The 21,849-nt window shown below is 39.9% G+C and carries 30 protein-coding genes; 28 read left to right on the top strand and 2 right to left on the bottom strand.

Annotated features, from left to right (window positions below):
* Positions 1-9: 9 nt before the first annotated feature.
* The 10 genes from ACXYMX_RS00515 to ACXYMX_RS00560 all read left to right on the top strand — a co-directional run bounded on the left by ACXYMX_RS00515 (position 10) and on the right by ACXYMX_RS00560 (position 6,068).
* Positions 10-1,599, top strand: a complete 1,590-nt coding sequence (locus ACXYMX_RS00515) for an SGNH/GDSL hydrolase family protein (protein WP_459042253.1) — start codon at positions 10-12, stop codon at positions 1,597-1,599.
* 142 nt (positions 1,600-1,741) lie between these two features.
* On the top strand, positions 1,742-1,948 hold the full coding sequence (locus ACXYMX_RS00520; RefSeq protein ID WP_459042254.1) for a hypothetical protein: 207 nt from the start codon (positions 1,742-1,744) through the stop codon (positions 1,946-1,948).
* Between the two features lie 193 nt (positions 1,949-2,141).
* Positions 2,142-2,654, top strand: coding sequence for a hypothetical protein (locus ACXYMX_RS00525; RefSeq protein WP_459042255.1), 513 nt, complete (start codon positions 2,142-2,144; stop codon positions 2,652-2,654).
* A 72-nt stretch (positions 2,655-2,726) separates the two neighbouring features.
* The gene (locus ACXYMX_RS00530; RefSeq protein ID WP_459042256.1) at positions 2,727-3,119 is read left to right on the top strand and encodes a phage holin family protein; all 393 of its coding nucleotides are present in this window, start codon (positions 2,727-2,729) and stop codon (positions 3,117-3,119) included.
* A gap of 1 nt (position 3,120) precedes the next feature.
* The gene (locus tag ACXYMX_RS00535) at positions 3,121-3,852 is read left to right on the top strand and encodes an N-acetylmuramoyl-L-alanine amidase family protein (RefSeq protein ID WP_459042257.1); all 732 of its coding nucleotides are present in this window, start codon (positions 3,121-3,123) and stop codon (positions 3,850-3,852) included.
* 230 nt (positions 3,853-4,082) lie between these two features.
* Positions 4,083-4,880: a GAF domain-containing protein gene (locus tag ACXYMX_RS00540; RefSeq protein ID WP_459042664.1), complete on the top strand. Its 798-nt coding sequence runs from the start codon at positions 4,083-4,085 to the stop codon at positions 4,878-4,880.
* Positions 4,858-5,037: a hypothetical protein gene (locus ACXYMX_RS00545; protein WP_459042258.1), complete on the top strand. Its 180-nt coding sequence runs from the start codon at positions 4,858-4,860 to the stop codon at positions 5,035-5,037. Before ACXYMX_RS00540 ends, ACXYMX_RS00545 begins: the two co-directional genes overlap by 23 nt.
* A 99-nt stretch (positions 5,038-5,136) precedes the next feature.
* Positions 5,137-5,415, top strand: coding sequence for a hypothetical protein (locus ACXYMX_RS00550; RefSeq protein ID WP_459042259.1), 279 nt, complete (start codon positions 5,137-5,139; stop codon positions 5,413-5,415).
* A 79-nt stretch (positions 5,416-5,494) separates the two neighbouring features.
* The gene (locus ACXYMX_RS00555; RefSeq protein WP_459042260.1) at positions 5,495-5,716 is read left to right on the top strand and encodes a transcriptional regulator; all 222 of its coding nucleotides are present in this window, start codon (positions 5,495-5,497) and stop codon (positions 5,714-5,716) included.
* Position 5,717: 1 nt separating this feature from the next.
* Positions 5,718-6,068 carry a hypothetical protein gene (locus tag ACXYMX_RS00560; protein ID WP_459042261.1) on the top strand — a complete coding sequence of 117 codons (351 nt, stop codon included), beginning with the start codon at positions 5,718-5,720 and terminating at the stop codon, positions 6,066-6,068.
* 35 nt (positions 6,069-6,103) lie between these two features.
* On the opposite strand, the gene ACXYMX_RS00565 is transcribed toward ACXYMX_RS00560, so the two are convergent.
* Positions 6,104-6,451 carry a hypothetical protein gene (locus ACXYMX_RS00565; protein WP_459042262.1) on the bottom strand — a complete coding sequence of 116 codons (348 nt, stop codon included), beginning with the start codon at positions 6,449-6,451 and terminating at the stop codon, positions 6,104-6,106.
* A gap of 94 nt (positions 6,452-6,545) precedes the next feature.
* A complete protein-coding gene (locus ACXYMX_RS00570; protein ID WP_459042263.1) occupies positions 6,546-6,746 on the bottom strand; it encodes a hypothetical protein in 201 nt (66 codons plus the stop codon).
* Here ACXYMX_RS00570 and ACXYMX_RS00575 point away from each other — a divergent pair.
* From ACXYMX_RS00575 to ACXYMX_RS00660, 18 genes are all read left to right on the top strand, one after another.
* Positions 6,746-7,726 (top strand): helicase-related protein, encoded by a 981-nt coding sequence (locus tag ACXYMX_RS00575; protein ID WP_459042264.1) that lies wholly within the window; start codon positions 6,746-6,748, stop codon positions 7,724-7,726. The genes ACXYMX_RS00570 and ACXYMX_RS00575 overlap by 1 nt on opposite strands.
* Positions 7,723-8,325 (top strand): ComF family protein, encoded by a 603-nt coding sequence (locus tag ACXYMX_RS00580; RefSeq protein ID WP_459042265.1) that lies wholly within the window; start codon positions 7,723-7,725, stop codon positions 8,323-8,325. Before ACXYMX_RS00575 ends, ACXYMX_RS00580 begins: the two co-directional genes overlap by 4 nt.
* Before the next feature lie 469 nt (positions 8,326-8,794).
* Positions 8,795-9,205 (top strand): TIGR03826 family flagellar region protein, encoded by a 411-nt coding sequence (locus ACXYMX_RS00585; protein ID WP_459042266.1) that lies wholly within the window; start codon positions 8,795-8,797, stop codon positions 9,203-9,205.
* A 120-nt stretch (positions 9,206-9,325) separates the two neighbouring features.
* Entirely contained in the window at positions 9,326-9,589 is a 264-nt protein-coding gene (flgM, locus tag ACXYMX_RS00590; protein ID WP_459042267.1) for a flagellar biosynthesis anti-sigma factor FlgM, read from the top strand.
* A gap of 23 nt (positions 9,590-9,612) precedes the next feature.
* Positions 9,613-10,110, top strand: coding sequence for a flagellar protein FlgN (locus tag ACXYMX_RS00595; RefSeq protein ID WP_459042268.1), 498 nt, complete (start codon positions 9,613-9,615; stop codon positions 10,108-10,110).
* Positions 10,111-10,121: 11 nt separating this feature from the next.
* Positions 10,122-11,690, top strand: coding sequence for a flagellar hook-associated protein FlgK (flgK, locus tag ACXYMX_RS00600; protein WP_459042269.1), 1,569 nt, complete (start codon positions 10,122-10,124; stop codon positions 11,688-11,690).
* 30 nt (positions 11,691-11,720) lie between these two features.
* The gene (gene flgL, locus ACXYMX_RS00605) at positions 11,721-12,674 is read left to right on the top strand and encodes a flagellar hook-associated protein FlgL (RefSeq protein WP_459042270.1); all 954 of its coding nucleotides are present in this window, start codon (positions 11,721-11,723) and stop codon (positions 12,672-12,674) included.
* A gap of 160 nt (positions 12,675-12,834) precedes the next feature.
* Entirely contained in the window at positions 12,835-13,389 is a 555-nt protein-coding gene (locus ACXYMX_RS00610; protein WP_459042271.1) for a DUF6470 family protein, read from the top strand.
* Between the two features lie 96 nt (positions 13,390-13,485).
* Positions 13,486-13,935 (top strand): flagellar assembly protein FliW, encoded by a 450-nt coding sequence (gene fliW / locus ACXYMX_RS00615; protein WP_459042272.1) that lies wholly within the window; start codon positions 13,486-13,488, stop codon positions 13,933-13,935.
* A 3-nt stretch (positions 13,936-13,938) separates the two neighbouring features.
* Complete coding sequence (gene csrA / locus ACXYMX_RS00620; protein ID WP_459042273.1) at positions 13,939-14,163, top strand: carbon storage regulator CsrA; 225 nt, start codon at positions 13,939-13,941, stop codon at positions 14,161-14,163.
* A 149-nt stretch (positions 14,164-14,312) separates the two neighbouring features.
* On the top strand, positions 14,313-15,134 hold the full coding sequence (gene hag, locus ACXYMX_RS00625; protein ID WP_459042274.1) for a flagellin Hag: 822 nt from the start codon (positions 14,313-14,315) through the stop codon (positions 15,132-15,134).
* Between the two features lie 517 nt (positions 15,135-15,651).
* Entirely contained in the window at positions 15,652-15,894 is a 243-nt protein-coding gene (locus ACXYMX_RS00630) for a hypothetical protein (protein WP_459042275.1), read from the top strand.
* Between the two features lie 135 nt (positions 15,895-16,029).
* Positions 16,030-16,404, top strand: a complete 375-nt coding sequence (gene flaG, locus ACXYMX_RS00635; RefSeq protein ID WP_459042276.1) for a flagellar protein FlaG — start codon at positions 16,030-16,032, stop codon at positions 16,402-16,404.
* 20 nt (positions 16,405-16,424) lie between these two features.
* Positions 16,425-17,897, top strand: coding sequence for a flagellar filament capping protein FliD (gene fliD, locus ACXYMX_RS00640; RefSeq protein ID WP_459042277.1), 1,473 nt, complete (start codon positions 16,425-16,427; stop codon positions 17,895-17,897).
* Positions 17,898-17,927: 30 nt separating this feature from the next.
* On the top strand, positions 17,928-18,329 hold the full coding sequence (gene fliS, locus ACXYMX_RS00645; protein WP_459042278.1) for a flagellar export chaperone FliS: 402 nt from the start codon (positions 17,928-17,930) through the stop codon (positions 18,327-18,329).
* Entirely contained in the window at positions 18,269-18,682 is a 414-nt protein-coding gene (locus ACXYMX_RS00650; RefSeq protein WP_459042279.1) for a hypothetical protein, read from the top strand. The genes fliS and ACXYMX_RS00650 overlap by 61 nt, the downstream gene beginning before the upstream one ends.
* 149 nt (positions 18,683-18,831) lie before the next feature.
* Positions 18,832-20,298, top strand: a complete 1,467-nt coding sequence (locus tag ACXYMX_RS00655) for a methyl-accepting chemotaxis protein (protein WP_459042280.1) — start codon at positions 18,832-18,834, stop codon at positions 20,296-20,298.
* Positions 20,299-20,321: 23 nt separating this feature from the next.
* Positions 20,322-21,794 carry a methyl-accepting chemotaxis protein gene (locus ACXYMX_RS00660; RefSeq protein ID WP_459042281.1) on the top strand — a complete coding sequence of 491 codons (1,473 nt, stop codon included), beginning with the start codon at positions 20,322-20,324 and terminating at the stop codon, positions 21,792-21,794.
* Positions 21,795-21,849 lie beyond the last annotated feature (55 nt).

The raw sequence follows: 21,849 nt of genomic DNA on the forward strand, positions 1-21,849 counted from the left end.
GGTGATCGAATGGCTAGTAAGAAAACAACGAATTTACAACTAAATAAGTGGGAACCTACTGACGGTTTAGTTCGAGAAGAATGGAATCAAAACTTTGATAAAATCGATGATAGTTTTGGAAGTGTTACTACTCAGTTGGCGGATAAGGTGGATCAGATGGACTTATATATGGTGGATACGAAAGTGGAATCAGCAAACCTAAGAATTGACAATTTAATTATACCTAGTGGGGATGCAAATGTTGAGGTGACAGATGCTCACACATCATCAGTGAAAAGTCGAACGTTTTCAACATTAAGGAACAGACTCGAAGAAATCGAGCGGGATGTTGCGACTGGCGGTACAAACATACTAAAAAATAGCAACTTTAGTGATGGCACGAATGGTTGGAAAGCAGATGGTGGAATTTTATCGACTGAGAATAATGTGTTAAAATATGAAACAGACAGGATAACAACGTATAACAGAATAAGGCAAGATGGCATAGTTTTGGCAGGACACAAGTATTATATTAAAATCGAAATACTTCCAAAGTATTCTAGCAAAACTAATCTAGTGGTAGGGAGTACAACATACAATGTCGGTTTATATCCTACACCCAACGAATGGAACGTCCTAACAGACGTTGTAGAGTCCCCTGTCAATGGGTATCTCGCTATATTCCACATACCTAACAATAACTATGAGATAGGTGATGTGGTTAAATACCGAAAGATGCAACTGATAGATTTAACCGATGTGTTTGGAATTGGTAAAGAACCGAGCAAAGAAGAAATGGATAGTGTAATGAAGAATACTAAATATAATGGGTTCTTGAATAAGAGTGTTGCCAACTCTTTAACGTCAGGAAGTGCAGATAAGGCACTTGTTGCAGATAAGGCACTTGTTGCAGATAAGGCACTTGTTGCAGATAGATTATCAGGTGACGGATACGACCTAGAGTTAGCTTCATTATTAGTGGGAAAAAACATATCTATATTGGGAGATTCCATATCAACTTTTGAAGAGTGGATTCCAGAAGGTAACATTTCTTGGTATAGGGATGAGGCAGATAGAAGTGATGTTCACTCTTTTGAGGATACTTGGTGGTGGATGTTATCCAAGGAGTTAAAAATGCCCATACTAATTAACGATTCATGGACTGGTACAACGATAGCGAACAAGGGATATAGCAATACAGACGCTACAACAACTTCCTTTATAACCCGTATGGTTAGAAGTTTGGGAATTGAAAGGACGACAGAGGTGAAGCCAGACATTATATTTATACTTGGAGGGAGTAATGACGGTGGTGCTCACACAGAGGTTGGTAGCGTTCAATATTCTAATTGGACAAAAGAGGATAAAGATAAAGTAATTCCAGCGTTCTGTTTTATGCTTGACTACATTAAGCGGTATAATCCCCATGCGAGAATTATTAATATTACACTTTATAATTTAAAGGCATCTATTAAAGACGGAATGGTAATCGCCACTAACCATTACCAAGTAGAAAATATAATCACTAATGAATTTTCGGTGCAAACTGGTCATCCTGATATCCAAGGTATGAAAGAAATAAAAGATGATATTGTTAATTATCTTTTACCGACTTCTTAAGCAGTAGGAACATTATGCGCAACATCAATAACACCCATGGAGGTGTATTTTTTATGGTCGAAAATGTAAGAGTTGTATTTGGAAGGAAGGCTTTTCTCCTTTTATGTCGAATTATATCGTGAGTGAGAGGAGGTTTAATAAGATGAACGAAATCAAAATCGATATGAAGGGCAGAAAACGAATTAAGTTCACTGTTGAAGAAATGTCATCAGATGAAATTATATCAATTGCCGAGTATGATGATGGAACAATTTTAAAAATGATTCAACGCAACGACGGTCAGGTTAGTGTTGAGTGCAACAAAACGTTTGAAGTGCAACCAGATGGCGTTACAGTAAAGATTATTTGAATTCAAGTACGACCGATTAGGTCTAATTTCAACAAGTTTCAAATTCAAGGACGTCCTTCGGGGCGTTCTTTTGTTTTGATAAAAAATAAAGTGATGAACATACGGAACATGGTGCGTAACGTCAATAACCCCCATTGAGGTGTATTTTTCATGGTTAAAATTCCCTTCTTGTCGTATGATGATGGCGAGGGGGGTGTTTCAGATAGAGATAAATCAAACAGATTATCATCTACAATTAACACATTTGGAGAATTTGATTAATACTGTTCAATCAAATGTTCATTTTACTATTACCATTGCGTTAACTATTATATTGGCAAGTCTAACAATCGCGGTGGCTATAGCAGGAGCAGCTTTATTTATATTAGCAAAGAAGTGGGTTACTGATTCAGCTCAAGAGAAGTCCGAAGAAATGAAAGAATACACCAAAACTTTAGTTGCCCAAGAAATAGCTGATTACTTTGAGTCAAGTACCTATGTAATACCTGCAGGCATTACTGGATTCATACCATTCGAACTTGAAAAAGTAGACGAACCATCGGTTTTTGTGTGGTATAAAAATCAGCAACCGCAATGTGTTATAAGTGTTAGTGAATCTAAAATTTTTCTTGAAAATGAAACAAATGAAGATATATCTATTGATTTGTTAGTTATTGGAGCGAAATTGAGATACAAAGGTCCTCATGTCTGGGACGCAAGTATATAGTGATCTACCAAGAACGTCCTCGCTAGGGCGTTCTTTTTGTTTACTCAAAATTAGAAACGAAGGGTGAGGTTAATGGATATGATAGCTTGGTTACAGAGTTTGACAGCCACGGATGATAGTTATTTACTAGCTTTATTAGCGGTTATATTGGTTGCAAGTACGATTGATTTTGCATTTGGTTTTATAAACGCGAGGTTTAACTCAACTGTACAATTCGAGAGCAACAAAGCGCTCTATGGGATTATTAAAAAAATGATGTACTTTATTGTGTTGGTTTTGTTTATGTTTGTCGCGTTCTTATTTGTTCCAGAAAAGATAGCATTGGCTTCGATTTATGCTTTATATGGAGGTTACCTATTGGGTGAGTTAAACTCCATTTCTGCTCACCTTAAAATATCGAGTGACGGAAAAACAGGGGAATTATTTGCAACATTTATTGCAAGAGTTTTCAAGGGAGGTAAATAATATGGTTAAAATTATATGCATCGACCCTGGTCACGGCGGATTAGATCCTGGCGGTGGAACGAATAGTCTCTGGAAAGAAAAAGATATGGTCCTTCAAATTTCTTTCGAACAAAAGCGACACTTTGAACGTCATGGAATCAAAGTTGTCATGACGCGAACTACTGATGAGTACCTGGACTCAGTACCCCGCACTAATCGGGTTAAGAATAGCGGAGCGAAGTATTGTATAAGTAATCATATCAACGCCTATAATGGACAGGCTGATGGGGCTGAAACGATTCATTCTATCCATGCCAATCCATCAATCGCTACAGGTGTATTAGATGCAATCGTGGTTTGTGGCGCTAAGCGTAGGCGTGTATTTAGTAGAAAAAACAGTAGTGGTGGAGATTGGTATTTTATGCATCGGCTTTCCGGCAACGTGAATGTTGTAATTGCAGAATATGGTTTTGCTGATAATACAACAGACACGCAAAAAATATTGAAGGATTGGAAAAAGTACGCTGAAGCTGTCGCGCGGTATTATATTGAGCATGTATTCAAGCAGAAATATATACCTGAGAAGGAGGTTGCCGATGTGCCGAAACCAGTAAATCACACGCCTAGCGATACGCATAGTGGAGCGTGGAAGTGGGCCGAAACTAACAAACTATTTAATGGCAAAGACCCCAAGAAGCCAATCACAAGGGAACAGGTGGCTACCGTGCTTCAAAGGTTTAATAATATGAAGTAATGCAAAAGGCGACTACTCGATTATGAGTAGTCGCCTTTTTTTATTTGTGAAAATGAATACGACTTATTGTTGAAATTGATCAAGTATATTCCTATATATAGATAAACTTTCCTTTTTATGAAGGAGTATGTAATAATTTGTAGAAGTAAAGAGTAACAAAAATATAAATTATGGCTTAATTTCCTGTGCTGTTTAGCTATTTCCATTATTGAAAGGGAGGGATTATAGTGATGGAATTTGAGCCCTTGTTTAATTTTTTGTTTGAAGTTGTACCTTGGCTTACCATTGCCTTGTTATGTTGCTTGCTTGTGATATTTCTTCTAATATGTATTAAAATTCATAAAGGGTCTGCAACCTTAAGTTTATGGGGATTAAAATTTGAATCTAATAAAGCAGTCGCAACCATTCAAAGTCAATTTAGTGAGTTGAATAAACAAAGTCATTTAAAAACTCAAGTTATCAAGTTACTTAATCAGTCTATGGTAACGCATTCAGATTATGGTAGTATGTCTGACGAGGAATTTCATGAAAAAGTCAAAAGGTTTTATGATTTCTTCTTACCAGGAATAATTGGTTTAATAACAAAAGAAGTGGCTAATTTACACAGGGTTGCAGTATTTTATAAGGTTGATTATAATAATTTAAAGATTTTGTATGGAGCCGGATACTCTCCAGAAGGCGTAGAAAAACTGAGATTAAGTTTAACAAACAGCAAAGCAGGATACAGTTATATTAATGGGAAAGAATACTACAATCCGGATATAACGAAGGATGCTTCTTATGAAAGGAATCCCAAATCATCAAGGGAATACAAATCATTATTATGCATCCCGATAAAATACAACAGTAAAACGATAGGTATATTAAATGTTGATGGTCTACTTAGTAATTCTTTTGATAGGGATGACATAGATTACATTACTTACTTTTCAAATTCAATTTCTTCAATTCTAAATAAAGAAATTAATTATTTAAGTAGTTTAAACGAAGAGGAGGCATTTTATTATGAAAAAGAAAAAAGCGGTTGAAAGAAAAGATGTAGTTCTAAGACAGATGTATGAGTCTGGTGAGTTGGATCCCGAAGAATTTTTAGAAAAACTATTTTCTACAAAAGAGGCGGACAGGAAAAGAAGAAGTATAGTTGAAAAAAATGAAAAATACTCACGTCACCTCCAAGAAGCATAGCATTTTGTTGAGCATCTCACCCGAGATGCTTTTTTATTTGTCAAAAAGAAGGACTATTGGCACCGTAATAGAATAGGTATATTGGGAGGTGATAATAAAATGAAATCCAAACTAGAAGAGTTATTCGACAATGACGAAACGCTTGGAGCTGATTCCGTAAGTTTAGATAACTGGATTATGATTAACGACTATGGTGACGCGATAGATTATGTTATTTTGGAGTACGCGGATCGCTGGGACGTATACTTAAGTCTGTACGACGAGGGGGAAGCGCCATATCGAAACATTTTGGTGCAAGGCTCTTCGAAAGATATGGATACGGCCAGAGAGATAGCAACTCGAAAGCTAAATGAGGAATATAAGAAACACGTTCATTAAAAGCGCCCATTGGTACTTTTTTATTTACTTGATAATAGAACGTCTATTCGGTATAATGGTTAAAAAGGAGGGAACGAGTGTGCGTAGTAAGTTATTGAATTCAATGGAGCGTAATGATTCACTGGATATGATGTACCTGGCGAAAAGTGGGGAAGTCAGCAAGCGAAGGATTAAGGTCTTGCAAGTCGGTGAGGTATCTTTTCGAGCGTACTGTTATCTAAGGAAATCTAAGCGTACCTTTCTAATTCAAAACATATTGGCAATCGTTCCTGTTACATCTAAAGAAAGCATGGTGATTTAATGTGATTCCGGATGAAGCAATACTGCACTTTGAAAATGCAATTTATTTCCCGATGCTAATTGTAATATTAGAAAGAGATCAAGCGCAAATAGAAATTAGTGCATTGAAATTTAAAAGTCCATATTTGAAAATGATTGAGCAAGCGATAAAGTTAGTTCAATCTGATTTGAAAAACACTAACATTTATATGCGACAAAAGGATATGAAGCTAATTAAAGAAAGAGTAGATGGTGATTTCACCGAATACAACTTTTTTTATGGTGGACTTGAGAATCGTCGTCGTTACTTCAATATAAGATTGCGAAATCGTACTGAAGAATTACTTGGTGTTTATTTAGAAAAAAGCGACTGACTCAGTTGAGAGTAGTCGCCTTTTTTTGTTTATTATTAAAATAGCTTCTTTACTAATGCCGAATATACTTTTTTATCAATTTCAATCAAGCTTTTCTTTCCATCGTTAAATTCTAATGCGATTGTGTGAGTGCCTTTCGACTTTGCAGACAATCCAGCAAGCCAACCGACAGGTCCTAAGATAACGCCCCCAACAAAAGCTCTTCCTACTGCACTTGTCGCACTCTTACGACTTTCCTCGTCTAAAATCTCGTATTCTTTTACAGTTGTCTTATCCAAAGGTATTGATTTTAATAGACCTGTAGATAAAGAGACGCTACCAAACGCCTGAATGATTTGTTTTCCATTATAGTCCCCAGCAACTACTTTGTTCTTTGCAGACATTCCAATTCCTCCCTTATATATAGTTAATATCTATCATAGACCACTTAACGACTGTAATCTACATTTTTCTCACCATTCTGAATACTTAACGCTATTAATACCACGTACCGGACGGTGTATAGTGATACCATTCGTGTTTATAATAAACTTTCAGGCAGTTTTCCTTTATGTCCACAACCACCTTCTTTATGTTTTCAAGAGAGTGTTTCTCTTTTGCTGCGGATCCCATTGTTGCGGTATGCTTTGCATGTACCTTTAATAGTAATGAATTCATTGTTGGGGATAAGTTATCCATTGGGTTTCCCTCCCTGTATTGTTCCGTCCTCGTTACTAGCCACTTGTGGAGCAGGAAAAACTGAAATTTTATTCATCCCCATATTCAAACTTCTGCAAGAAGGAAAACGGATTTGCATCGCTGCACCACGGGTAGATGTAATTCTTGAACTCGAACCTCGTCTCCGACAGGCGTTTCCAGAAACAACAATCGATGCGTTATACGGCGGTGCAGAACCTAGCGCAGGTCCAGCGCAACTCCTTCTCGCAACAACTCACCAACTGTACCGATTCCATCAGGCATTCGACGTACTCTTCGTCGATGAAGCCGATGCATTTCCTTATACAGCGGACGAAACCCTTAAAAAAGCTGTAAAGAAAGCAGCCAAACCAGGTGCGCCCATTCATTACGTCACCGCGACCCCTTCAGCAAAGCAAATTAATGAAATTCGTCGAATAGGTCATATCTCAACAATTAATAAACGTTTTCACGGATACCCACTCCCTATTCCACGCTATGAATCCCTTTGGAACTACGCCAAACAAATTATAAAAGGAAAACTCCCGGTAAAACTTCTACGTTGGACAGAGAAACGTATCGAACGTGAAGAACCATTTTTAATTTTTTTCCACAACATCGAGCTCATGGAAGAGGCACTACCTTTATTCCAAAAAATCAACCCAACAATCCAAAGCGTTCACGCATCGCATGAGGACCGAAAAGAGTATGTACAAGCGCTTCGAGACAACAAGATTGTCGGCCTTTTAACGACAACCATTTTGGAACGAGGCATTACAATCCCCAATGTCCAGGTTGCAGTTGTAGGAGCCGAACACAACCTATTTACGCAAGGTGCACTGATTCAAATTGGAGGACGTGTAGGAAGATCAGTCGATTACCCAGACGGGGACTTTGTTTTGTTTCACCACGGCATTACACATCGTATGGATGATGCAAGAAAAGAACTCCTCCGGTTGAATAAAGGAGGAGCATCGACGTGAACCCTTGTTTGTTATGTGAAAAAAATCTTGTTACATCTTTCTCATGGAAATCTCTTCTCGGACTGGATGAACGAACGATTATTTGCGAAAGCTGTTCAAAAAACTTTCAAATAGCCGAAATAATAGAAGAGGGCATGATTGTAGATCAAATCACATCGCTTTATGCATACAACGACGCGATGAGAAGCTACTTGCATCAATTCAAGTTTTTACAAGACGTCGCATTGGCAGAGGTCTTCGCTAAAGAAATCAAACGAAGTATACCAAAGGGAGCAATCGTTGTTCCAATCCCGATTCATCCAAAGAAGCGGATGGAACGAACATTTGCCCATATTGACGAACTGTTAAAATGTGCACATGTTTCCTATGTTCATGTACTTGAAAAAACGGGTACCGAACGTATGGGAGAAAAAACAAAGCAGGAACGTCTTGCAATGGCTCCTTTATTCAAACTGAAGCCGCAAGTTGTTATCCAACCAAGTACGTATATACTAATAGATGATATTTACACAACCGGCACAACCCTGCGTCATGCTGCATCATTATTGAAAGAAGCGGGTGCAACTCGGGTCGAGGCAATTACGCTAATTCGTGCTTAGCGATAGGCAATGTTAAATAACTCTGTTAATAGTCGATAAATTATTTGTACATTCCTTTTCGAGTGGAGTGGTAGGCGTGAAAATATCGCTTAGGCGCTTGGTGATGGCCTCCCGTAGTAAGCCCGTCAGAAAGTTCACTGTCGGTCTTACTACTTCGGCTCACACTTGTCGCTTCTGCGCTGGATCGTTTGGATTCAAGGTTAGTGGTGTGGGGGTAGTGGGACAAGTGATTTTTGTACATTACAAATTGATTGAAGTGAAAGACGGCGACTCCGGGAGGACAGCGGGTCGGGTGAAACAACAGCGGGCTTGGTCCACCGCCTCCCCTCCGGAACTCGTAAGGGAAAGATTGAACTTTATCTTTCCGCTCTTAGGGTCTGAAACGGAAATTAGCAGCACTATTGTGTAATAAGAATTATCAACATTATTATTTAACAGAGCTTAAAATAAGAGAACTGGAGATGGGAAAATGGCTGATTTAAGAGATTGTCCAACGTGTGGCTCATTTTTCAACTACACAGGCATTCGTGATGTGTGTGGAAAATGTGCAATGGCAGAAGAGAGAAAATATGAAGAAGTAACCCGGTTTTTAAGAAGACGTGAAAATCGTACGGCTACGATTGAGCGCATCGTTGAAGAAACCCAAGTATCTGAGACGTTACTCCATAATTGGGTACGAAAAGGTCGTTTGTTACCAGCAATGTTTCCAAATTTAGGCTATCCATGTGAAAGTTGTGGAGAACTGACATCGAAAGGGAAGCTGTGTCAGGATTGTACTGAAACGATGAAGATTGAGCTGGAAAGACATGAGGCTACTGAAGAATTTAGAGAGGCCATTGCTGCAAACGAAAAGAATGCGTATCTTATCAACCGAGACTAAGTTTTATAAACAAGGACTATTTGAGTAGGTAATCTGATTTCATTTAAAATGCCCTAAACTTTCATGACTTTATGCCGAAATAAAACATAAGGTCAAATCATGTGGAGAGGAGTGAAGAAAATGAAAATCAATAAAGTGAACCTACCCGTTGTGAATCCCTATCAATCGAATCAGTTGAAGGCGGATCAAGCAGGTAAAAAACAAGCCACTCAAACAGATCGATTAGAAATCTCACAAGAGGCTAAGCAACTCTCAGAAGTATCTTCCTATTCCTTGGAGCGAAACGAGCGCGTTCAACAAATTAAATCGCAAGTCGATTCAGGAACGTATGAAGTAGATGCAAAAAAACTCGCTGCGAATATCCTAGACTATTACAATAAATAAAATGAATGAAAGTAGATGACATCATGTCGATTACAACGATCTTGACGACGCTTGACAACTTAGAAAAAGTTCATAGGAGTCTTTTGCAATTGGCGTACGACAAGACTGCACTAATAAAAACAGGCGACATGGAAGGGCTCGACCAACTTCTAAAAGGGGAGCAATCGCACCTCGCAGCAATTGTACAATTGGAAAGACAAAGACAAAACGCAGTGGCGGAATACCTGACAGATCAAGGACGATCTGTGCCAAATGGACCTACTGTTGCTGATGTACTTGAAGTTGCACAAGATACAGAAAAAGAAATGCTTAAGGAGTCGAGGGACCGTCTCCTGCATGCGATTCATGATTTGAAATGGCAAAACGACTTAAACCAGAAGCTGACCTACCAGTCACTTCAGTTCGTGAATCTATCGCTGGACATGGTCAGGCCACAACCTGAATCCGTGACCTACTCAAAAACAGAAATTAGTGGAAGAAAAGTGTCGAAAGAACAAGTCTCTTTTGATTCACAAGCTTAAGGAGGAACACCATGCGCTCATCATTTATGGGGTTGGAAACGAGTAAACGAGGCTTGTTTACACAACAATCCGCACTCTATACAACAGGACATAACATTAGTAACGCAAACACGCTCGGGTATTCACGTCAACGAGTCAATATGGAAGCAACCGCGGGACATCCCGGTGTCGGTTTAAACGCGGGCACGATGCCAGGTTTTCTTGGAACAGGTGTACAAGCAGGCTCCATTCAACGAATTCGTGATTCGTTTGTGGATCACCAATTCAGGCAAGAATCGACGAAGTTGGGCTATTGGGATACAACTTCCAAAGCAATTACGCAAATGGAAGACGTGTTGAACGAACCATCGGATTACGGACTGCAAAAGTCACTAAGTGAATTTTGGCAATCTCTACAAGTACTATCCGCAAATCCTGAAAATAGCGGAGCACGGGAAGTTACTGTGCAGCGAGGGGTTGCGGTTGCCGATTCCTTTAACTACATTGATACATCATTGAGGGACATTCAAACAAACACCGGTCAAGAAATCGGAATTACGACAAAAGATGTAAATGCGATTCTAAGACAAATATCAGAGTTGAATGACCAAATTACAAAGGTTGAGCCAAATGGCTATTTGCCGAATGATTTGTACGATGCGCGCGATATGCTGTTGGATCAGCTTTCTGCTATTGTGCCAATTGAAACGGACTATGTCCCATCGGGCGGACGTGCAATTAAAGGAATTGCTGAAGGTTCTGTTACTGTCAGTATAAAGACTGCCGGCGCGTCAATTGAGGTTGTCAAAGGCTATGACTTCGCGGAAATGTCTGTAAACAATGGGACGAGCGATGCTGTTACTGAATTTACATTTACCGGGTCAGGTGCGGTGGCTGGGGATACATTAAATGTCAACCAAATGGTAAACACGGGTAGCATGAAATCACTTGTTGACTCGTATGGATATGTAGATGCCGGAGGTACTGTGAAAGGTCTCTTTCCGGAAATGCTTGAGAAATTAAATGAGATGGCTAACAAATTTGCGGAAGAGTTTAATAAAGTTCATATGGGTGACCCCAATGATCCTACAACAGGACCAACAGATTTAAATGGAGATAAAGGGAAAGCTTTTTTTGTGAATAAAGATGTTGCAACGGACCCTATCACTGCAGCTAATATTTACGTTAATAAAGATATCATTGCGGACCCAGGGCAAGTTGCTGCTTCTGATTCCAATCCTGCGGCGTCTACTGACCCAAAAAATCCGCAAGAAGGAAACGGGAAAAATGCTCTCAATTTATCGAACGTGCAGTTTTCAAAAGTTTTCCCAGGCGGTGCTACCGTTCAAAGTTACTTCCAAAGTGTAATCGGAAAACTAGGTGTAGATGGCCAACAAGCAGATCGTCTTGCTCACAATACAGCGACGTTACTAGGTGCGGTCGAACATCGTCGTGCTTCGATTAGCTCAGTATCACTTGACGAAGAAATGACGGACATGATTCGCTTCCAGCAATCGTACAACGCATCCGCAAGAATGATTACCGTTGTTGATGAAACGTTAGATAAAATAATTAACGGCATGGGTGTCGTTGGAAGATAATGCGTTTACGTAGTATAAGGAGGAAGTTAAATGCGCGTCACACAATCAATGCTTTCAAACAATATGCTCCGGAACCTTTCCTCGAGCTACACTAAAATGGGTAAATTGCAAGAGCAAATCACAACAGGGAAGAAAGTGAATCGTCCATCAGATGATCCGGTTGTTGCAATGAAAGGTATGGGCTACCGTATGACGGTTGATAAAATTGCTCAGTACCAGAAAAACCTAGGCGAGGTAAACAACTGGCTCGACAGTTCGGACGATGCATTAGATGGAGCCGGTCAAGCGCTTCTTCGTATCCAAGAACTGACGACGGATGCGGCGAACGATACAAAAACACATGATGATCGTATGAAAATAGTCGAAGAAATCAAGCAAATCCGTGAACAAATTCGGGACATGGGGAACACCAAAGTTGGAGATAAGTACCTGTTTTCAGGTACGAAAACAAGTAGTCCACTTTTTGGAAAAGATCCTGTTACTGGAGTAGTTAATTCCATTGCTGGTGCTTCTTTAGCGGTGCCAACATTGCCCCCAAATCCAGCAGTACCTACAGGTTCAGCAGTCGATGGATTTGAAGCAGTTGTAGCAATCGAAGTATTTGACGGGATAGAACTGCAAGTCAATACGAATGGCTACAAATTATTTTCTGAATTAGATGAAATGATGGGTGAACTTATAACTTCGATTGAATCTAATGCTGGTGGAGAAGCAATTGGTGCTCATTTAACAAGCATCAGTACTAGTCAAGACGCTGTACTAACAGCTCGCGCAAACATCGGTGCTAGGCAAAACCGTGTCGAAATGATGGAGCACCGTTTGGGTCAACAAGAAGGCTCTGCCAAAAAACAAATGAGTGAAAACGAATACATTGACTACGAAAAAGCGATTACGGACATGATAACCGAAGAAGCCATCCACCGTGCCGCCCTTTCCGTCGGCGCACGCATCATTCAACCATCACTAGTAGACTTTCTAAGATAAAGTAGAATCCAGGGTGCCTGGTATGGACACAATTCGAGGTTCACATGAAGTGAGTCATGCAGTCGTTGCGACATGACGTCGCGATTATAGACTGCCTTCCCCTTTGAATTGTGGCTGTACCTGGCACCCTAATACATACCATATAAAAGGGTGACATAATATGAACATCCCACAACTCCAAATCCAAACAACACGCGGCATACTCGGTCTTCAAACTACAAAACCAGTACAAGAAATCGAGCAACCAAGAGCAACAATGCATCAACAACAACCAGCCGCAACATTAGAAATCTCAACAACGAGATCACAACTATCAGTAGATACAACCGAGGCACGTGCTGAAATCGACCTGAAAAGTGTCTTTAAACGCACAGAAGAATACGCACAACTTGGTAAACAAGGTGCGATGGAAGGCATTGCAAGACGCGCAGAAGAAGGACGCCAAATGGTGGAGATAGCAAACGGTGGAAACCCAATCCCAGACATTGCAAAACAAAACGCCAATCCACCGCCAAAACAACTAGGCATCCGTTTCATCGGAGGCTATTCCAAAGCACAAGTCTCCATCCAACCAGGAACAACAAACATCAATGCAACACCACAAAAACCAGTCAACGACGTCCAAATCAACAAACCAATCCACAACTACACGCCAGGCAAAGTATCCCGTGAAATGGAACATTGGCCGTCTATACAGATAGATGTGAAATGGTGAGATAAGGAAAAACAAGGGTGCCAGGTATGGACACAATTCACGTCCTTCCGTGAATTGTGGCTGTACCTGGCACCCGTGATAAAAAGGAGCAAACCCATGCAAATCCAAACAAAATTCCACGGCACAATCAAAATCAACCCAGACCAAACCTGGTCCTTCCCAAAAGGACTCCCAGGCTTTGAAACAGAAAAAGAATTTACGCTTTTACCTATAGAAGACAACAACGAATTCCAAGTACTCCAATCAATTCAGACATCTGACATAGCGTTCATCGTTACGAATCCATACACAGTCATCGAGGATTATTCATTCAAAGTCGACGAACCAACAATCGATCTATTAGAGATTGAAAAACAAGAAGACGTCTTTGTTCTAGGAGTTCTTTCATTAAAAGATCCATTCGAAACATCAACAATTAACTTACAAGCACCTCTTATATTCCAAACGAAAGTGAAGAAAGCGAAACAGATGATTCTTAATGACACCACATTCGGTATGCGTCACCCAATCGGCAAGCAAGTCGCAGCAACAGAAAGGAAGGCGTAACCTATGCTCGTACTTTCACGTAAATCAGGCGAAACCATCCACATCGGTGATGATATCGAAATACGTATATTAGAAGTGAAGGGCGATACTGTACGAATCGGCATTGAAGCACCAAAGTCTGTCGACATTTTGCGCGGTGAACTTGTTCAATCCATATCCGACACAAACACGGAAGCAATCACACTCGATGCCACACTCTTTTCACAATTAACAAAGAAAAAAGAATAATTTACTTAAACGACTAAACTCCTTTAGCAACGATCCGATATAACTAATGTAAGCGGCAGATAAGAGTTCGGCCGGCTCTTACTCCGTGAGCAACAATATAAGCAAGGTTCACAAGGACGTGAACCTCAAAACTCAAGGAGGAAATAATAATGATTATCAATCACAACATCGCAGCACTTAACACGCACCGTCAATTAGGTTCAAACAACAACGCAGCAGCAGCTAACTTGGAGAAACTATCTTCAGGACTAAAGATTAACCGTGCAGGAGACGACGCAGCAGGTCTTGCAATCTCCGAGAAAATGCGTGGACAAATTCGTGGTCTAGATATGGCAGGGAAAAACGCTCAAGATGGAATATCTATGATTCAGACTGCAGAGGGTGCTTTAAACGAAACACATGATATTCTTCAACGTATGAGGGAGTTAGCAGTTCAAGCTGGTAATGATACGAACACAGCGGAAGATCGTGGACAATTACAGCTAGAGATGGATGATCTAATTATAGAAATTGATCGCATTGCAACGACTACTCAATTCAACGAACAAAATCTATTAGATGTAACAGGTGGAACTACTGGATCATTCACTTTCCAAATTGGAGCAAATGAGGATCAGCAACTAGTAGTTGATTTTGCTGATATGCAATCTGCCGCACTAGGTGTTGCTACTGTAGCCCTTACTGATGCTGATGCTGCGACAGCTGCCATCACACAGATTGCAGATGCTATTCAATTAGTTTCTGATGAAAGATCCCAGATGGGTGCTAAACAAAACCGTCTAGAGCACACAATTAACAACCTTGGAACATCTTCTGAAAACTTGACTGCAGCTGAGTCACGTATAAGGGATGTAGATATGGCAGCTGAAATGATGGAGTTCACAAAGAACAACATCTTAACTCAAGCAGCACAAGCAATGTTGGCTCAATCGAATCAGATGCCACAAGGTGTTTTGCAACTCCTTAGGTAATCAATTCAAGGGCGTCTTACTTGGTAACGGGTAAGAGTACAACTGGGTGAATTGCTGGAACCTCCTTAGAGCTCTTCTACCACAGCGGAACTGGAAACGGTATACGCGATGGTTTGAAAAAGAAGAGATTGGACAATCAGCAGCGAAGCCCCTATCGGGAAACCGTGGGGAACGTTCAACGACTAGGGTAAACCGTCTAACGCAAAATGCTATGACGATGAAATCCGTAGGGAAAGTAATTATTCCCGAAGCGCCCAGCCCCTCTCGAGAAATCGAAGGGTGAAGATATAGTCTATTCTATCGTCGAAAGACATAGCGGCAAAGCAAGCCAACCAACAACCACAAGGCGTACTTCAATTATTACGTTAATATGGTTAATAAAAACGCGATCCGGATTCCGGGTCGCGTTTTTTGGATATGTAAAGTTTAATGATACTGAATATATTTAACTAGAAGATTGAAAACAAACACAACTAGACGATATACATAGAAAGTACATCCCAAAAAGGAGTTAATCATGAAGAATGAAAACACAAAGCATGAAATTGAACGACTCGAACAGCAATTAAAACAAGTTAAAGCGCGCGACAAAGTCCTCGAAAAGATTGAAAGTAAGCTAAATCAAATGAAAATGATTGCACAGTTTGCTTCTGAAAATAATCTTTCTAACGCTAAGAGTGTCCAACTTAACAAGAAGATTCAAAGTTATCAAAGTGAAATTAAAGAGTTAGAGAAGAAGTTAGATAGTAGCCTAAAATAGGATTTATGAATTCGAGCCATCTTCAATTACCAAAATACCGGTAATTATACTTCGTTCGAGCACTTAACATTTATTCCAATATGCCGATATAAATAGTAATGCATATTTCTTAAGTTCAAGGAGGTTTGTGAGTATATGGTAAATCGAATAGATAGTAGTGTATCCACTGCGCAAACAAGCAGCCCAGTTGGAAAGGCTTCTCAAGACAAGAATATTCAAGGTGTCGCGCCCATACAAGCTGTATCTTTGAAAGCAAATACCAAATCTTCGGATGAACGCCCTCTACCAGTTGAAGAAGCAAAAGAAATGTTGGATAGCATGAATACGTTTTTAAAGAGTGCAAATTCTCAATTGAAATTTCAATTACATGATGAACTTAACGAGTATTATGTGACAATCGTCGATTCAGACACCGATGAGGTTATTAAGGAAATACCATCAAGAAAACTAATGGATATTCACGCGGCTATGCGAGAGTTCGTAGGCTTGCTCGTCGACCGAAAAATATAAAATAGAAAGTGTGATGGATTGTGAGAATAGGTGGATTGGCATCTGGAATTGATACAGATTCGATTATTAGAGACATGATGAATGCAAAGCGTATCCCACTTAATAAAATCAACCAAAAAAAGCAATTTACGGAGTGGCAAGTTGATAATTACCGCACGGCGAACCGTAGGCTGAATGATTTTAGTAAGATGGCATTTGATAATATGATTCTGTCAAATAAATACTCAAGTAAAACAGTGACGATTTCTTCGCCTGATGATGTGTTAATCAGAAGTATAACTTCGACTAGTGACTTTTCAGGAACGATAAAAATTGATCAGTTGGCGCGAAATTCGACAATGCAAAGTTCAGAAATAACGAGCGCAAAAGGAAAATCTACAGGCTCAACTTTGGCTGAGTTAGGGATTAGTGGAACTACAATTAAAATTGATGCAATAGATAAAGACGGTGTACTTAAACCGGGTACAGAGTTTACTTTCGAGTCGACGGCTAAATTATCAGACGTGATCGATAAGATTAATAAAGAGTCAGGAGTAAATGCTTTTTTTGATTCAAAAACAGGTAAAATTGCGATGACATCAAAACACGGTGGAAAACTTCCTGAAGGTGAAAAAGAAATCGTTGTTACAGGGAGTCTAGCTATAGGGCTTGGCTTAGTCGGTCAGGAAGTTGCATCCGGTCAAAATGCCATTTTCCATGTAAACGGTCTTAAAATGGAACGGTCGACGAATAAAGTCGAAGTAAATGGATTTGAGTTCACGCTAAAAGAAGCGAACGCCAAAGAGATCTCATTCAGTTCGGCACCCGATACAGATGCAATTGTTGAAAACGTTGTTAAATTTGTCGATGAGTATAACAAATTAATCGAAGACTTGAACAAGCAAATCCGTGAGCCTGTTTATCGCTCTTTCCACCCTCTATCTGCGGAAGAAAAGGCAGATATGAAGGAAAAAGAAATTGAGCAATGGGAAGAAAAAGCGATGAGTGGAACGCTTCGAAATGATCCAATCCTTTCAAGCATGTTAACGAAAATGCGAACAGCCCTAATGGGGAATGTTGGTGGAGAGAGCGGAACGACTCTTGCGGATATAGGGATTACAGCATCGAAGAGCTATACAGAGAATGGAAAACTAATCATAAATGAAACCGATTTACGAAAAGCAATTAATGATGATCCGAGTAAGGTGCATCAGCTTTTTTCGAAAGACGGAGATAAAATAGAAGACCAAGGATTTGCTCGTAGATTGAAAACGATTGTGGATGATAGCCGAAAAGATATTTCTAAAAGAGCTGGAAAAATCGGTGATGGAAATGAAACATTCACTATGGGGCGTTCATTATCTTCATTGAACAAACAAATCGAGACATTCGAGTTACGTCTACAAGCTGAAGAAAATCGAATGTGGAGACAGTTCTCAGCAATGGAGCAAGCCATCAACCGTGCAAACGCACAATCAGCCGGTTTAATGAGTGCACTCGGCGGAGGCATGTAACAATCAAAGCACTACAAAAGGAGATATAAAATGGCTATTAACAACCCTTACGCAACCTACCAAAACAACACGGTTACAACATCGACACCGGGTGAACTAACACTTATGTTGTACAACGGTTGCTTGAAGTTTATTGTACAAGGAAAAAGAGCGCTTGAGAATGGGAATCTGGAAGAGAAAAATACAGCAATCCAAAAAGCGCAGGCGATCATTTCAGAACTAATGCTGACGTTGGACAAGTCTGTTCCTATTTCAGAAAACATGCTTATTCTGTATGAATTTGCAAACAGTCGTCTAATTGACGGGAACATTAAAAACGACAGTGCTTTGTTTGACGAGGCTGCTGGTATCATTACGGAGTTTCGGGATACGTGGAAACAAGTCATTCAAATCAATCGTTCAAAACAGTACGGAAATATGGATGGCATATGATTCGCGAGGCAATGACTGCTTGGTTGGATGTCACTGAGAAGTTGTTGGCGATTCCAATCGCCGGAACGACAGCAGATGAGCGAGAAGGTATTATTGCCGACGTTGAAGGGTATTTGGATGAGCGAGATTTGTTACAAGGACAAATTGTAGCACCTTTTACTGCTGAAGAAGAAGTGCTCGGTAAAAAACTGATTGCTATGGAAGCAGATGTCGAGAAAAAACTTACGCTGATCAGGAAGCAGATTAAGATCAACATATCCGAAAGTCAGTCCAAAAAAGATCATATGAAAACCTATATCAATCCCTACTCTAAAGTGGCGAGGGATGGCACGTTTTACGATACGAAACAATAAACAAGAAGACGGTGGAGATTTATTTCTCTACCGTCTTTTTGAAGTACTGTAAAATTATAGTGATAAATCTATATGAATACTGATTCATAAATGATAAAGTGTAAATAGTGGTACTCTTTTGAAAACTGAATATAAAGGGGGGATTTACGATGACGATTATAGAACTGAAACGAACGGATTGGAATCGAAAGAATGAAATAATGAGTCTTGCGTTTGGGCTTGCTGCTGGACTAGGCCTACTTGCACAAATCGTCTTAAATTCAGGAATGCAAACCATCCTATCAATTGCGATTCCACTTGTTTTGGCGATTGTTTTTTATAGTATTGGTCGACGGGTAGAATTAATATCACGTGTATTGCCATATATTTTACTTCTATTCATATTTAGCATCGTTATGAGTTTATTATTTTCTTCAGTTTCAAATTTAGGAACTTTAGGTATTATTTTTTTAATGCTAATTTTGGGAACCATTCATGCACAGATGAAGATTATGGCGTTTGCATATGGCCTTAGTTTAGTTGCACTTCTCTACAACAATCATACGTTTATGAGCCCAGAAGTAATTGAAGCCAGTGGAACGAATCTTATTTTACTTCATTTTCTTTGTGGTATCGGACTTTTTCTTTTGGCACGTCAAAATGGAAAAATGTTTACTCATGTAGAGGAATTGATTGAACTTACAACAATGAGAGCGCTTGACGAAGAGGCACAAGCTCGTAAGTTGGATGAGGCCGTTGTAAAAATCACTTCGAACTTAGAAATTCTGGATAACAATACGAGAACAGTCGGTATGTCACAACGCGAAATGCTCGTTGCGGTAAATGAAGTAAGTGTTGGTAGCCAATATCAGGCGGATCATATTTCGGACATTGCAGAGAATGCTGAACGTACGTATCATTCAGTTCAAGAAATTGCAAAAGGGTTAATAGAGGTAACTGCACAAGCAAATGATGCAGGGAAAAAAGCAAATGAGGGCACGACGAAAATTGTACACTTAAAAGATAGTGTTGATTTGTTCAGTGACTTTTTCAAGGAATTAAATGAAACGTTTGAAGTTCTGTCCGATAAAATTAACGAAACGAATGCGTTGGCAAGTTCCATTAAGGTAATAACGGATCAGACAAACTTGTTGGCGCTGAATGCAAGTATCGAAGCTGCCCGTGCAGGCGAACATGGAAAAGGCTTTTCTGTTGTAGCCGATGAAATTCGAAAGTTGGCTGGATTAACAGATGAGACACTTAAACAAATTGATGATAATTTGGGAGAAGTGAATACATACAATGAACTAGCTTTGTCGAAACTTAGCGATGGGTTGAAGCAAATGAGTATTCAAATGGCTGTAGCGGATGATTCAAGCGAATCGTTTAATGAGTTGTTTGTCTCAATGACGAAACTTCAGGAAGAACTATCTGATTTTATTGATGATTTTTCTACAATATCTAAGGATAGCGAAACGATTCGAGAACGCACAACCGATTTCGCCGGCATCATCGAACAAAGTACCGCATCGGTGCAAGAGTTAAGTGCAACATTAACCAATTTGACGGATGAGCAAGAAGAAATTGCACGTTATATCCAGGAAACGCACGAAGAAGCTATTCAGATGAGGAACTAAGAAATTTACGAAGGGGGAAGTCAATGCAAAATGTTGTAGCACTCAGACAGAAGGAATTTGCGAACAAAAACTTTATTTTATTTATTACATTGGGCGGATCTAGTTTTATTGGGTTTATATTTTATATGCTATCCGGACAAGAAACGATGAAAATAATCAGTATGGGCGTTTCTGTTGCCAGCACAGTGCTGTTTTTTCTGCTTTCGAAAAAATGGGTAGTTTTTGAAAAAGCATTTCCTTGGATTACGCTCACGGTAACAGCAATTGCAACGATTTATAGTGGGGTTGTCGGAGCACCCTCAGTTGCCACTGTAGGCATCGCGTTCTTCATTGTAGGAATAGCGAGTGTTCACTTATCTATGCGAATCATGTCGTACGGTTTTGTCTTAGCCCTTGTGGTATTGGGGGTATTCCTTGTTAGCTATCCCTACCAAGAACAGATAGCAGAGAGTAAAGGGAGCCTCGCGCTAGTTTTAGTTTTAATGGCGACCGGTCTTTTTATTCAAATCAAACAGACCAAAAAGTTGGAACAACAAGTGGAGGCATTTTCTATCGAACAAGTGGTGAGCGCACTAGAAGAGTCAAAAAGGCACGAAGCACTTAATCGGGGAGTCGAAAAAGTAGCGGAAGATTTAACAGCTATTAGTGAAACCGCTTCGCGCCATCTTGAGGCTCAGCACCAATTACTTGGGATTATGGGTGAAGTTGCAGCAGGGGTTGAGCAAGAAGCGTCACAAATCGCCAGAATTGCGGAAAATGCAGAACGAACAACAAGTGAAGTGATTGAAATGCATGCTGAAACGCATACAATGAATGAGGACACATTAAAAATGCGCGATGCATCGAAAGAAATCGTTGACGTCATGCATAATTTACGCGGTGGTATGCAAGAAGTTGAAACATTTTTGAGCGAACTAAACTCATCTTTTGATGCACTTACAGATAATATTATGAAAACCAACGAGCTTGCGAGATTGATAGAGACGATAACAGATCAAACCAATCTTCTTGCGCTCAATGCTTCAATCGAAGCGGCACGGGCAGGCGAGCACGGGAAAGGCTTTGCGGTTGTGGCAACTGAAATTCGAAAACTTGCTGGAATGACAGCGGATACGTTGAAGGGAATTCATGAAAATCTATCTGATGTCAACATCACCAATGATCGTTCTCGACTAAATCTTGCGAGTAGTACCGATAAGCTTTCATACCAAGTGAAATTGACAACAATGGCCGAGACTCAAGTTGAATCGATGCACACAACACTTAGCGAGTTGCACCAGAAGTTTAGTGTGTTTGATGAAAAAATGGGTGCCATCACGAAAGAAACGGCGGATATTGGGCAAATGACAGTTACATTTTCAGACCTCCTTGCTGAGTCAAGCGCATCCCTTGAAGAGGTGAACGCAACCGTCCATACAACAGTTACCGACAACGAAAAGATTGTTGAGACACTTGCTGGAACGATGAGTCAGACAAAAAGGCTTGTGTACGAGTAAAATAGTTGTGGTTGAATCAATTTGGAAATGCGTGCTTTTACAAAATATTAAAGTG

The sequence above is a fragment of the Sporosarcina sp. CAU 1771 genome, assembly GCF_054482775.1.